Genomic DNA, 13,487 nt, shown 5'->3' with positions numbered 1-13,487 from the left:
AACCGTGGACGACTGGCAGTGGCGCGCCTGGGTCGGCCACCCGTCCGGCGGCAAGCTCGGCGCGGCGTTCCTCATCACCGAGACCCGGCTGCTGACCTGCGCCCACACCGTGCAGGGCCTGGACGAGGCGCGCGTCGGCTTCCCCGGCCTGCTGGAGGACCTGCCCGCCGACGTCGTCCGCCGCGGCGAGTGGCGGCGGGAGGGCGACCCGGGAGACGTCGCCGTCCTGGAGCTGCGCCGGCCCGTGCCCTACGAGCCCGCCCGCCTGGCCGCCCCCGACGACCTGCACGAGCACGCCCTCGGCGGGCGGACGTTCGCCGTCTGCGGGTTCCCCCGCCGCAAGGACGGCAACGAGCGGCACGCGCACGTGACGACGTCCCCGCACCGGGACATGCGGCGCGAATGGTGGGAGCTGAAGACCGGGCCCGGCGACTGGCTGGAGGAGGGCTACAGCGGGTCGGCCGTGTACGACGCGGCGACCGGCGAGGTCATCGGCATGGTGACGAACGCCGAGCTGCGCGACGGCGACCGCGCCGACCTCGGCTGGATGCTGCCCCTCCCGCACATCCGAACGTACTGGGAGGAGCTGGACGACCTGCTGCCGCTCCGCTGGCTCACCCCGGACGCGCGCCGCGAGCTGCGCGAACTCCTCGACGGCGTGCGCTGGACCGACCCGCTCGACGCCGCCCTGGAGCGCGTCACCGGGCGCCGGGCGTCCGGCGGGTTCCGGTCGGCGTGGGGGTCGGTGCGGTACGTCGCCGAGGGCTGGCCGGAGGACCGGCTCGTCCGCTACCTCGCGGCGCTCGGCCCGCACCTGCCGGACGCGGCGCGCGGGCGGCTCACCGCCTGGTCGGCACGGCACCTGCCGGGCGCGGCGCCCGCCGCCGCGGCGGGGCCGGGGCCCGCGTCGGTGATCGTCCGGCTGGAGCGGGTCACGTTCGACAACGCCTTCGACGTCACCGTGCACACCTGGATCGACGGCGCCGAGGGCCCGCGCCGGCCGACCGAGCGCGTCCCGGAGAAGCGGGTGCGGGCGGTGGCCGAGGCGGGCGTGGCGGCGCTGGCGCCCGCGCTGTTCGGCCGCGACTGGATGATCGAGTTCGCGGTGCCGGAGAGCTGGCTCGGCAAGCCGTTCGAGCAGTGGCACCTCGACCCGCGCAACCGGATCCCGATGCGCCGCTACCCGGTCGTCGTGCGGGACGTCGAGCGGATGCGGCCCGACTCGTTCCGGCGCGACCAGGCGCACCACCGCTGGCGGCTGCTGCACGAGCGGGGCCGCAGCGACCCGCGCCCCATCGCCTGCGACGCGCCCCGCAAAGGGAGCGACTTCCAGGACTGGCTGGAGGCGAACATCGACTTCTGCGTGCTCGTCTACGGGTCGCGCCCGGTGAAGAGCTGGCTGACGGCCGCGCTCAACAACGGCATCCCCGTCATGCTGTGGACGCGCACGCCCTGCGACGCCCCGTCCCACGGCGACTGCCGGGGGCACCGCGTGATGGACGAGCTGACCGCCGCCGTCGGCGGCAGGCATCCGGGCGAGCTGCCGCAGGTGGCGCTCGCCCTGCGCAAGGCCGCCCTGGTGGCGCCGAAGGACGAGCCGCACTGCGGACGCGACCTCACCCTGCTGTGGGACGACCCGTCCCGCCTTCCCGACCCCCCGCTCGCCATGGAGGTATAGGTGTCCGACTGGCTGCTCTACACAGGGAGCCGTCGCACCCACGACGGCATCGACCGGCTCCCCGGCCCGCCGCCATGGCGCACGTTCGACGGCGAGCCCGTCCTGGACACCCCGTCCGGCGGCTCCGGGAACGAGCATCAGGCCACCACCTACCGGCCGTCGGACGACGCCGTACAGCAGGTCAACGCCGCGCTGTACCTGCGTAGGCCGCTGCTGGTGACGGGGCCGCCCGGTACCGGGAAGTCGACGCTCGCCTACGCCGTGGCCCACGAACTCGGTCTCGGGCCCGTCCTGCACTGGCCCATCACCAGCCGCACCACGCTCCGCGACGGCCTCTACCAGTACGACCCCCTGACCCGCCTGTACGCCGCTGGACGCGACGACATGCCCGCCGACGACGACATCGGCCGCTTCATCCGGCTCGGCCCGCTCGGCACGGCGCTGCTCCCCTACAGGCGCCCGCGCGTCCTGCTGGTCGACGAGATCGACAAGAGCGACATCGACCTGCCCAACGACCTCCTCACGATCTTCGAGAAGGGCGAGTACGAGCTGCCCGAGCTGACCCGGCGGGCCGACCCGTCCGCCGAGGTCATGACCGCCGACGGGCCCGGCGCCCGGGTCACCGTCACCGGCGGGACCGTCCGCTGCAACGCGTTCCCGTTCATCGTGCTGACCAGCAACGGCGAGCGCGAGTTCCCGCCCGCGTTCCTGCGCCGCTGCGTCACCGTCGAGCTGCGGCAGCCGTCCGGGGAGGCGGAGCTCGCGGCGATCGTCCGGGAGCATCTCGGGCCGCTCGCCGAGCGGAGCGACGACCTCGTCCGCCGGTTCCTCGACCGGTCCTCGTCCGGGACGCTCGCCACCGACCAGCTGCTCAACGCCGTCTACCTGTGCCGCCACGCCGACGCCGGCGACCGGCACGCCCTCGCCGACCGGATCATGCCGTACCTGACCGGGCCGATCGACGACGACGCATGAGCGGGATCGACCGGCTCCGCGCGGCCCTGGCGGCGACCGGGCCGCCGCCGGACGCCCGCGAGCTGAGCGAGATGCTGTGGCTCGCCTGCCACCTCGCCCCCGCCGAGGAGGAGCCCTCCCCGGCCCCGCCGGCCGCCCCGCCCGTCGCGGCCGAACCGCCGGAGGAGCCCCCGGCGCCGCCGCCCCCGGCCGCCCCGTCGCCGCCGCCCGCGCCGGAGCCGCTGACCGGCCTCCACCCGCGGCCCGGCCCCGGCGCGGAACCGGCCGGCTCGGCGGCGGAGGTGCTCGTCCCGACGGCGCCGATGCTGGCGGACGCCCTCGGCGTGCAGCGCGCGCTGCGCCCGCTGAAGCGCCGCGTCCCGTCCCGGCACCGCCGCGAACTGGACGAGGAGGCGACCGCCGCGCGCATCGCCGACACCCGCCTGTGGGCGCCGGTGCTGGTCCCGTCGTCCGAGCGGTGGCTCACGCTCGGCCTCGTCGTCGACACCGGGCCGACGATGCGGCTCTGGCAGCCCCTCGCCCGCGAGCTGACCGAGACGCTGATCCGCCAGGGCGCCTTCCAGAACGTCCACATTTCCTACCTGGACGAGACCGGCCGCGTCGCCTCGTCCCCCGGCGCCCCGCCCCAGGACCCGGGCACCCTGCTGGACGCGTCGGGCCGCCACGCCGTGCTCGTGCTGAGCGACTGCTCCGGCCCGCACTGGTGGAGCGGGCACGCCGCGCGCGCCGTCCGCCGCTGGGCGCAGGCCGGGCCGACCGCGATCCTCCAGCCGCTCGCCGAACGCCTGTGGCGCCGCACCGCCGCACCGGCCGTCCCCGGCCTCGCGGACCTCCCCCGGCCCGGCGCCCCGAACACCGACCTGCGCTTCACCCCGCACGACGGCGCGACGCCGCCGGGCGTGCCCGTCCCGGTGCTGGAGGCGGCGCCGCGCTGGTTCGCCGCCTGGGCCCGGCTGGTCGCCGGTTCCGGTCCGCAGCCCGCCGCCGTCGCGGCGCTGCCCGCCCGCCCGTCCGGCGCGGCGCCCGTCCGCCGCGAACGCGAACTGCCGATCGGCGAGCGCGTCCGCCGGTTCCTGACCACGGCCTCCCCGGACGCCGCCGAACTCGCCGCGCACGTCGCCGTGTCCGACCCGTCCCTGCCGGTGATGCGGCTCATCCAGCACCGCATCCTCGGCGGCTCCGGACCGGGCCGGCTCGCGGAAGTCCTGCTCAGCGGCCTGCTGCGCCCGGCGGGCGGCGTCCGCTACGAGTTCGTGCCGGGCGCCCGCGAGGCCCTCCTCGACACCCTCCCGCGCCCGGAGGCGCTGCACACGCGGCGCGTCCTCGAAGCCGTCTCCGCCGAGATCGAACGCCGCGCCGGCACCGCCGCCGAGACGTTCCGCGCGCTGCTCCCCGCCGACGGCGGCCCCGTCACCCTCACCGCCGACACCGACCACTTCGCCCTCGTCACCCCCGAGACCCGCACCCACCTCGCCCCGGGGCCCGCCCCGGCCCCCGCTCCGGTCTCTGCTCGCGCGCCCGACCTGCTGGAACTCTTCGGCGCCTCGCCCGACGAGCTGATCGCCCGGTTCTGGCACGGCCCGTCCCGCAAGACGCTCATCGGCGCGATCGGCGACGGCGGCTGGTTCTCGCTGGACCTCCTCAGCGGACGCCCCGACCTCCCGCACGGCCTGATCATCGGCCCGCGCCCCGCCCGCGACGCGCTGCTGCGGACGATCGTGTTCAGCCTCACCCTCACCCACGCGCCCGAACTCGTGAACCTGGCGTTCGGCAACGTCTCGCAGGCGTCCGCGTTCGCCGAGCTGGTGGAACTCCCGCACACGGCCTCGGCCCTCCCCGATTCGGCGAACGCGTCGCTCCCGCAGATCCTCGGCACCGAGCGGAGGCGCCGCCAGGCACTCCTCAGGGCCGCCGGTGTCGCCACGTGGGACGAGTACCAGACGGGCCTGGCGCGGGGACGCACGCTCGACCCGCTCCCCGCACTCGTCGTGGTCATCGACGACGCCGCCGACCTCGTCGACTCGGGGCCTGATCTCCTCGGCTCCCTCACCTCGCTCTGCAGGGAAGGCGCCGACCAGGGGATCCGCTTCGTCTTCTGCCTGCCGGACGATGCCCGCCTCCCCGTCTGGGCGGCCGAGCTCACGACCTGGCAGGCCGACGCGCGCGACCACGAGATGGCGATGAGGCTCCCGACCGGAGGGCAGGTCCGCCAGGAGTTCCGGCCGGCGCACGTCTCCCCGGACGCCGCCTTCTCCATCCTGGAGGCGATCCGCCGGCGCGCCCCGCAGGTGGACCCGCTCCCCGGGTCCCTGGACCCGGCGGAACCCCCGGCGCCCGAGGCCGCGCCCAGGTTCGACGTCCTCCGACTGAACGGCGGCGGCCCCAGCGGCATGTTCCACGAGACGTGGGCGCTTCCCGCGTCCGAGCCGCGGAGCCCGAGCATCGGTTATGACGATGGCGGCGAGGTCGTCACCCTCTACCCGCTCGACATCTCGGCCGGATTCCCCCACGGCCTGATCGTCGGCGACACCGAGGCGCGGCGCCGCGTCCTCCGCGCGATCGCCTTCGCGCTCGCCGCGGCCTACTCGCCGAGCGATCTCACCTTCGCCTTCGCGGGGCTCGGCGAGCATCCGCTCGGAGAGCCGCTCGACCTCCCGCACGTCCGGTACTCCGAGGAGGAACTGCTCGGGTCGCCGGACCGCCTCCGGCGGTTCACCGGCTTCCTGGCGGCGGAGATCGAGGCCCGTGCGAGCGGGGTCGCGGCCGATCCCCCGGGCCTCGTCGTCTTCGCCGACGTGTCGCTGACCTTCCCGTCCAGCAGGCCCGAGGCGGCCGAGGCGCTGCTCACCGCGGCCCAGAAGGGCGCGGCGCTCGGCGTCCAGCTCCTGGTCGGCTCGTCGACCGTCGAGGACACGACGGTCTGGGACCGCTTCCTGCCCCTCCTCGGCTGGCGGGTCACCGCGAGCGAGCAACCGCCCGCCGTGCTCCGGCGCGTCCTCGGGCGCCCGTCCCTGCCGTTCACCGGCGAGCGGGCGGCCTACCTCCGCGCGGGCACCGGTGCGCCGCGCCGCTTCACCGTGGCCGACGAACCGCCCGCGCCCGCCGTCGAGGACTTCGTCCGCCGGACGCGCGAACGCGTCCCGCCCCCCGCCGAGGCGCGGACGTCCCGCAACCGTGCCGGCGAGGCGGAGCCCCCGGCCGCGCAGGAGCCCGGCGAATCGATCAAGGCACTGCTCGGCGGCGCTCTCGGGGGCGGCCATCTGGTGTTCTGCGGCCCTTACGGGCCGGAGAAGCTGGCGGCCGCGGAGTGGTGCGGCGAACAGCTCGCCGCCCGGCACGGTCTGCCGCACGGGCGCGTGACCACGACGTCCTGGCGCCTGCTGGTGGGGCAGGACTCGGGCGACCGTGACACGCCCGGCTCTTGGCTCGCCCATGAGCCCGTGGGCGGGGTGCTGCTCGTGCGGGACGCGGACGCCCTGGTGAGCGCCGAGAACGGCCCGACGAGCGAGGCGGTCCTCAAGGAGATCGTCAACCTGGCCGTGCGGGACGACGACCCGCTGATCATCCTGTGCGGGCGGGTTCCGGCCATGCGCGCCGTGCTCACCCTGCTGCCGCCCGCCACCGCCGACCGGTTCAGCATGATCGCTCCGGTGGAGTGGGGCGGGCACGTGTCCCCGCTGCCGGAGTACCTGCCGCGCGGCGAACTCGCGATGGCGTCGCACGGGCGCATCCCCATCGGCGTCGAGTACGGCACCGAGGCCCCGGCCGTGCTCGACTTCCGGGAGGTGCCGCACTTCACCGTGGTCGGCCCGCCCGGCTCCGGCAAGACCAACGTGCTGTACCTCGTCTTCGACGCCCTCAGCGCCGGCGGGGAGGAACCGTACGTCATCGATCCGAGCGGCGGGCTGAACGACATGGACTTCCGGCTGCCGGGCCGGCCCCGCATCTCCTCCGGTGAGTACGCCGCCACGTCGTCGCAGGTCCGGTCACTGATCGACAGGCTCCTCGGGCGCCTGGAGAGGTCGCCCGCCGAGGAGTTCTACCTGCTCGTGGACGACCAGGGCCTGCTGGACCATGGGCTGTTCCAGCCGCTCGGGCCGCACCTCGGCGGGGGGCGCCTCCACCTCGTCGTCGCCCGCACGGAGCGGAGGCGGTCCGGCGGGCTCGATTCGCTGCTCGACGAGCTCCACCCGCAGGTGTGCGCGGCCCTGCTGATGGGCGGGCCCACGCCGGCCGAGCGCGTCCCCGGGCGCGGGGTGCTCAGCCAGGGGTACGAGAGCCGGTTCGTCCAGGTCGCGTCCGTCCTCTGAACGATATTGGACCGACCGATACATAAAGTGTTAGCCTACGGACATGGGGCGGCCGAGGAAGTTCGAGGAAGAGCGGGCCGTCCAGGCGGCCATGCTGGCCTTCTGGGCGGACGGCTACGAGGCGACCTCCACGCAGGAGCTGTGCGAGGCGACCGGTCTCGGACGCAGCAGCATCTACAACACGTTCGCCAGCAAGCGCGACCTGTACGTCAAAGCGCTGGCGCACTACATGCACCACCGGACGGGCCGCCTCGCCGAACTGATGGAGGACGGCGCCAAGCCCGTGCGCGAGAAGCTGCGGACGGTGCTGGAATGGGCCGTCGAGCCGGACGCCGGCGACCCGGCCGGGTGCCTGGTCGTGAACGCGACGGTCGAGCTCGGGCCGCACGACCCCGACATCGCCGAGCGGCTCGACCGGGACCGGCGGCGCCGCTTCGAGCTGCTGAAGTCCGGCATCGAGGACGGCATCCGCACCGGCGAGCTCGACCGGGACCGGGACGCGGCGGCCCTGACGCACTTCGTGATCGCGACGGTGAGCGGCATCCAGGTCGCCGCGCGCGGCGGCGCCGACCGGGCGACGCTGCGGAGCATCGCCGACACGGCCATGAACTCCATCTGAGACGAGGGCGGCTCCGGGCCGCCCTTTCTTCCGTCCTTGTTTTGTACTGATCTATCTAAAACTGCGAGAGGGGCAGCGATGCCACTGGCCGTGTACGTGCTGGGGATGGCGATCTTCGCCCAGGGGACGTCGGAGCTGATGCTCGCGGGCCTGCTGCCGGAGATGGCCGCCGACCTCGGGGTGTCGGTGCCCGACGCGGGGCTGCTGATCTCCGCGTTCGCGATCGGGATGCTGGCCGGCGCCCCTGTCCTGGCGGTGCTGACGCTGCGGTGGCCGCACCGGCGGACGATGCTGGCGTTCCTCGCGGTGTTCATCCTGACGCACGCCGTCAGCGCCCTGGCCCCCGGCTACTGGCTTCTGTTCGCGATGCGGATCGTGGGCGCGTTCGTCTACGCCGGGTTCTGGGCGGTGGCGGCGGCGACGGCGGTCGCGCTCGTCCCGCAGAACGCGCGCGGCAGGGCGATGGGGGTCGTCGCGGGCGGGCTCACGGTCGCGGCGATCGTGGGGCTGCCCGCCGGGACGATGATCGGCCAGCACCTCGGCTGGCGGGCGGCGTTCTGGGCGGTGGCGGCGATGTCGGCGGCCGCGATGGCCGGGGTGGCCGCGACGATCCCCGCCGGGCGCACCGGCGGCGCGGCGCCCCGCGTCCGGGCCGAGCTGCGCGCGGTGGCCGTCCCCCGGCTGTGGCTGCTGTACGGGACGACCGCACTGGCGACGAGCGGGCTCCTCGTCACGTTCGGCTACCTCGGCGCGCTGCTGACGGAGACGACGGGGATCGCGGAGGCATGGGTGCCCGGCGTCCTCGCCCTCTACGGCGTCGGCGCGCTCATCGGGATCACGGCCGGCGGGCGGACCGCCGACACGTGGGCCGTCCCGACCCTGTACGCGGGGTTCGCGGGGCTCACGGTCGTGTCCGTGCTACTGGCGCTGACGGCGGAGTCCCCCGTCCCGGTGGTGGCTCTGGTGTTCCTGCTGGGGTTCGTCGGGTTCGCAACGAATCCGACGCTGAACACGCGGGCATTCGGGATGGTGGACGGCGCGGCGACACTGGTGGCCGCCGGGAACGTGGTGGCGTTCAACATCGGCATCACCGTCGGGCCCTGGCTCGGCGGCCTCGCGCTCGACGCAGGGATGGGCTACCCGGCCACGGCCTGGATCGGTGCGGCGCTGGGCATCGCCGCGCTGAGTGCGGTCGCGCTGGGCCAGGCCCGGCGGCGCCCCGTCAAGGACGCCGCACGGGCCCGTACGTCGGTGAACGCGTGACCCGGTCAGGCGCAGGAGTCGGCGCCGAAGCTCCACAGCGCGCGCTTGGCGGCGTACTCCGCGACCGTCCAGATGCGGTGCGCGCCGCGCTGGCAGGACAGGTCCTCGGGGCCGCGGGAGGACGCGTAGCGCTGCACCCTGCCCCAGCCGGAGCCGGCGTAGCGGGCCGTGAGGAGCCGGCCGCGCTCGTGCCCCCGGCTCTGGGAGAACCACCAGCGGCCGTTCGTCCTGACGGCGCCCTGGATCCGGTCGGCGGGCAGCTCAGCTCCGCCGGTGGGGCGGACGTTCCCGCCGCCGGCGAGCGCCTCCAGCCGCCAGGTCACCACCCGTCCCCGCGCCCAGTTCGGGCGGCAGTACTCGCCCCCGGCCAGGACGTGCGGCAGGTCGGTGCGGTCGACGGAGATCCACGACATGCGCGGCGGGCCGGAACCCCGGCACGTGCGGCCGACCTTGCCGCGGGCGAACCGCCAGCTGCCCGACTGCGGGAGGACATAGCGGAACCCGTGCCCGTAGTACTTGCCGTTGTGCAGCCCGACCCGGCCCGCGTGGCCGGTGGAGCCCGCCCCGCTCTTGCTCAGGTCGTAGATCCGGCGCATGTCGAACATGCGCAGGCCGTGGCGGGTGTCGGCCACGTACAGGGTGTCGCCGTACCAGGCGATCCCGCCGGCGTGGATGCCGACGTCGCTGAAGGTGGCGCGCCCGCCCCGCATCGCCGGTTCGACGAGCAGGACGTGCCGGTAGGTGCGCCGGTCGGGGTTGACGAAGGTGACCCTGACCTTGCCGCCGTTGTGCCACGACACGAGGATCGGCCTGCCGCCGCCCGGTGACCGCTCACCGGCGGACGCGTCCGACGCCGTCGTGACGCCCTGCGGAACCCACGCCTTCGTGGCGGTGTCGGCCCGGTTGAAGCAGTACACGAGCGAGCCCGCGGGCACCCCGGCCGGGCCGCCGCAGCCGCGGCCCAGCTTCTGCTGCCCGGACGATCGGATCACTCCGTCCACGCCGGTGCTGCGCAGCCTGCGGTCGAGCGCCAGGATCGGCGCCACAAGGGAGGCGCCCCGGCGCAGCTCGAAGTCGCGGGGATCGAGGGCGGCCGGGGCCGTCGCGGTGGCCGCAGCCGCCGTCGTCGTCGGGGAAGCCGCCTGGGAGGCGGGTACGGCGGCTGCCAGTGCGACCGTCGGGCCACCGGCCACCAGAGCGGCGACGGCCGCCAGCCCCGTCCCGGTCGCCGTGCGTTGCATGATCATCACGTTCCGCAACGTTGCCGCGTCCGGGTCGGGGTAAAGGCGGCCGCACCTTTCGCAATGGGCAATTTCTATTTACGCCGCCGCGCGCGCAGGAGCGGGACGACCCCGCCGCCGGGGCCGTCCCGCTCAGGGATCAGCGCAGCGCGCAGGTCCCCGAGTCCGACTTCGACGGGTCGCTCTCCGAGGTCCCGGTCAGCCGCAGCCGCGCGTGCCGGGACGCGCCGGGGCCGGGCTTCGCCCACACCTCGACGCCGGTCCGGCCGCCCGCCCGCGCGGTGGCCAGCTCGTTCGGCAGCCACGTCGTCCAGCCGTCACCGGTCACGTCCGCCCTCAGCCGGAACACGTCCGAGCCGTGGCGGCCGGCGCCGCCGCGGCCGGTGTTGCGGAGCGTCAGCGTGCACTTCGTCCAGCCGGCGCCGGCCGGCCGGGCGCGGCCCGAGTCGACCTTCACGCCGCGCCGCTGCGGGCCGGCGCCGTCGAGCGAGCCGACCGCGACCGTGTAGGACAGGACGCCGCGCCGGTCGCGCTTCAGGTTCAGGACGTAGAAGTGCAGCCGGTTGGCCTCGTCCACGTACTCGTACTCGCTGCCGGAGCCGGTGCCCGCGTGGTACAGGGCGTCCGACAGCTGCCGGTAGTCGCCGATCGTCATCTTCACCGGGGTGCCGTCCGGGCGGACGAAGTCGACCTTGTCGATGTCCTGCGGGTTGGCGTCCTTGACCCAGATGAACGGGGCGTCGTCCTCGTCCTTCGTCTTCGCCAGCAGCACGCCGGAGTCGGGGGTGAAGGAGTCGGTGCCCATCCGGTCGACGACCTCGAGGGTGTAGTTGTCGTAACCGCCGTCGTCGCAGAGCGGATCCGTGCCGGTGTCGCAGCCGGGGCTCTTGTCGCCGCCCGCGCCGAGCTTCACGTTGATGCCGGCGAGGCCGTTCTTCCCGGGGTCGACCGCCCGGGCCGTCACCTGCGCGACGACCATGCCGGACGAGGCGAGCGCCTCCCGGCTGAGCTGCAGCACGTTGCCGGGGTTCACCATGCCGAGCTTCATCTTGTTGCGGAGCATGTGCTGGGCGCCCATGGAGCCGCCGCCCGTCGCGGGGATCGTCCAGCGGCTGTGCGGGCCGCCCGGCCCGTTGAACGTGCCGCGGCTCAGCATGTCCCACGGGCCGCTGTAGGCGCGGCGCGGCGGGTCACTGTACGGGTTGTTGTAGTTGTCGCCGATACCCAGGATGTGGCTGAACTCGTGGGCGTACACCGACATGCCGGAGCTCTCCGCCTGGGTGGACGAGACGCCGAAGATGGCGTTCGGCCAGAGCGTGGAGCCCGCCTGCCAGGACGTCCACGGGACGTACCGGGTCTTCACCCAGTTCGTCAGGCCCGGGTCGCCCGGACCCCACTCGGGCGGGACGTCCTCCTTGGCGGTGAACTTCATCTCGCCGAACTCCTGCCAGGTGGACGACTCGTCCTGCCCGGCGCTGAGGAAGAACACGAAGTCGTACTTCTTCGCGGTCTCCTCGCCGACGTCGGCGACCCACGCGGCGCGGGCGTCGGCCCGCAGGTCGCGGTTGCACGTGTCGCCGGCGGGGCAGCCGGTGCCGCCCTGCATGCGGTCGACGCCGTACTCGTGGTCCTTGGCGGGCATCCGGTAGGCGCCGAACCCGGTGAGGTCGACCCCGTACCGGCCGCCGGAGTCCTCCATCCAGTACTCGTGGAGGGTGTGGCCGTGGTTCAGCTCCTGCGGCCTGTTGAGCAGGTCCTGGTAGAACTTCGCGACCCCTTCGCGCGGGACGTCGCCGACCTTCACCGGGTTGCCGAAGATGGAGGAGTTCTGCGGCTGCGTCACCTCGAACGGCTGGTTCGGGTAGTCGACGAGGACGATCGCGACGTCGAAGTTCTCCACCGACCCCTTGCGGGACGGGTCCGCCCACGACGTGCCGGGGATGCGCTTGTAGTCGTCCCAGGTCATCGTGTCGGGAAGCTCGTAGTTCTGCGGGTCGATGGGGCGCGGGGCGCCCGCCGCGAACGTGCGGGCGGACGGCTGCTCGCGCTGCCACGGCTGCGTCTGCGGCCAGTGCCGCATCTGCCAGGGGTTCGCGGTCTCGTCCGGGATCGGCGGCTTCGCCTGCGCGGCGGCCGGGGCGGCGGCGAGCCCCGCGACCAGCAGCAGCGCCGAAGCGGGTACCAGCAGCATCTGTTTGACGCGCATGTCTCCCCTACCTCTGGTGGTTGCTGAGAGCAGGAAAGACCACACGGTTCCGACCGGCTAGGGCCGATTTAGCCGATCTTGTACCGAATAGCGTGTCATGTCGCGCGATGCGCGCAGGTCAGCGCGGAAGTTCGCGCTCCGCGACCACGATGCCGTCCTCGTCGCTGTAGAGCCAGTCGCCGGGGCGGAACTCCACGCCGCCGAACGACACCGGGACGTCCACCTCGCCGGCGCCGTCCTTGGCGCTCTTGCGCGGGTTCGAGCCGAGCGCCTTCGCGCCGAGGTCCAGCGCGCGCAGCGCCGCCACGTCCCGCACCGCGCCGTTGATCACCACGCCGGACCAGCCGTTCGCCACCGCCGCCGCCGCGATCATGTCGCCCATCAGCGCGGACGCCAGCGAGCCGGCGCCGTCCACGACCAGCACCCGGCCCCCGCCCGGCGTGTTGAGCAGCTTCTTCACCAGGCCGTTGTCGCGGTGGCAGCGCACGGTCGAGACCGGGCCGGCGAACGCCGTCCGGCCGCCGTACTGCCGGAACTGGGTCTCGCAGCTGCGCAGTTCGGCCCCGAAGTCGTCGATGAGGTCAGCGGTCGCGAAGTCCATGACGGCAGCCTACTGCTCGGTAACCGGACCGCCGGACGGCGCGTCGGTCGGCCGGCCGATCAGCCGGGACAGCACGATCGCCGTCTTGGTCGCGGTGATGTTGTCCTCCCGGCGCAGCCGTTCGAGGGCCTGCTCCAGATGCTGGATGTCGCGCGCCCGCACGTGCACGAGCGCGCTGGCGTCCCCGCTGATCGTGTACGCCGCGACGACCTCCGGGTGGCCGCGCACGCTGGAGTAGATCTGCTCCGGGGACGTCGCGCCGGTGCAGAAGATCTCGATGAACGCCTCGGTCGTCCAGCCGAGCGCGGCCGGGTCGACGACCGCCGCGAAACCGTTGATCACACCGTCCGCGCGCAGCCGGTCGACACGCCGTTTCACCGCCGGGGCCGACAGCCCGACCTTGTCCCCGATCTGCGCGTACGAGGCGCGCCCGTCCTCCAGGAGTCGCGCAACGATTCGACGGTCCAGGTCGTCAAGACGCAACAAATAACACCCCCGAAGTCGGTTTTCGTCATTGGTCGGCGGTCATTTCCGAACATACGCTGGGAAGTGGACCGGCGGCCACCCGGACCCCGCCCGGCCCTCCCCTCGGCA

9 protein-coding genes are annotated in these 13,487 nt (G+C 74.1%); 5 read left to right on the top strand and 4 right to left on the bottom strand.

The features are described 5' to 3' along the window. The first annotated feature begins 4 nt into the window (after window positions 1-4). The 5 genes from ACGFI1_RS08165 (at window position 5) to ACGFI1_RS08145 (ending at window position 8,845) form a co-directional block, all read left to right on the top strand. Window positions 5-1,678, top strand: coding sequence for a VMAP-C domain-containing protein (locus tag ACGFI1_RS08165; RefSeq protein WP_392784079.1), 1,674 nt, complete (start codon window positions 5-7; stop codon window positions 1,676-1,678). Continuing rightward, window positions 1,679-2,653 (top strand): AAA family ATPase, encoded by a 975-nt coding sequence (locus tag ACGFI1_RS08160; RefSeq protein WP_364547035.1) that lies wholly within the window; start codon window positions 1,679-1,681, stop codon window positions 2,651-2,653. Further along, window positions 2,650-6,963 carry an SAV_2336 N-terminal domain-related protein gene (locus ACGFI1_RS08155; RefSeq protein ID WP_392784077.1) on the top strand — a complete coding sequence of 1,438 codons (4,314 nt, stop codon included), beginning with the start codon at window positions 2,650-2,652 and terminating at the stop codon, window positions 6,961-6,963. Before ACGFI1_RS08160 ends, ACGFI1_RS08155 begins: the two co-directional genes overlap by 4 nt. 43 nt (window positions 6,964-7,006) lie before the next feature. Further along, window positions 7,007-7,582: a TetR/AcrR family transcriptional regulator gene (locus ACGFI1_RS08150; protein WP_138641155.1), complete on the top strand. Its 576-nt coding sequence runs from the start codon at window positions 7,007-7,009 to the stop codon at window positions 7,580-7,582. Window positions 7,583-7,660: 78 nt separating this feature from the next. Beyond that, a complete protein-coding gene (locus ACGFI1_RS08145; protein ID WP_392784075.1) occupies window positions 7,661-8,845 on the top strand; it encodes a Cmx/CmrA family chloramphenicol efflux MFS transporter in 1,185 nt (394 codons plus the stop codon). Window positions 8,846-8,850: 5 nt separating this feature from the next. On the opposite strand, the gene ACGFI1_RS08140 is transcribed toward ACGFI1_RS08145, so the two are convergent. The 4 genes from ACGFI1_RS08140 to ACGFI1_RS08125 form a co-directional block, all read right to left on the bottom strand. Then, the gene (locus tag ACGFI1_RS08140; RefSeq protein WP_392784073.1) at window positions 8,851-10,086 is read right to left on the bottom strand and encodes a hypothetical protein; all 1,236 of its coding nucleotides are present in this window, start codon (window positions 10,084-10,086) and stop codon (window positions 8,851-8,853) included. 139 nt (window positions 10,087-10,225) lie between these two features. Next, window positions 10,226-12,292 carry a M6 family metalloprotease domain-containing protein gene (locus tag ACGFI1_RS08135; RefSeq protein ID WP_392784071.1) on the bottom strand — a complete coding sequence of 689 codons (2,067 nt, stop codon included), beginning with the start codon at window positions 12,290-12,292 and terminating at the stop codon, window positions 10,226-10,228. Between the two features lie 118 nt (window positions 12,293-12,410). Further along, window positions 12,411-12,893: a ribonuclease E activity regulator RraA gene (gene rraA / locus ACGFI1_RS08130; protein ID WP_138641158.1), complete on the bottom strand. Its 483-nt coding sequence runs from the start codon at window positions 12,891-12,893 to the stop codon at window positions 12,411-12,413. Between the two features lie 9 nt (window positions 12,894-12,902). Continuing rightward, the gene (locus ACGFI1_RS08125; RefSeq protein ID WP_138641159.1) at window positions 12,903-13,376 is read right to left on the bottom strand and encodes an Lrp/AsnC family transcriptional regulator; all 474 of its coding nucleotides are present in this window, start codon (window positions 13,374-13,376) and stop codon (window positions 12,903-12,905) included. Between the last annotated feature and the right edge of the window lie 111 nt (window positions 13,377-13,487).

This window comes from Actinomadura geliboluensis (genome assembly GCF_043197915.1).
GTDB lineage: Bacteria > Actinomycetota > Actinomycetes > Streptosporangiales > Streptosporangiaceae > Spirillospora > Spirillospora geliboluensis.
This window is presented reverse-complemented; position numbering and strand designations above follow the sequence as displayed.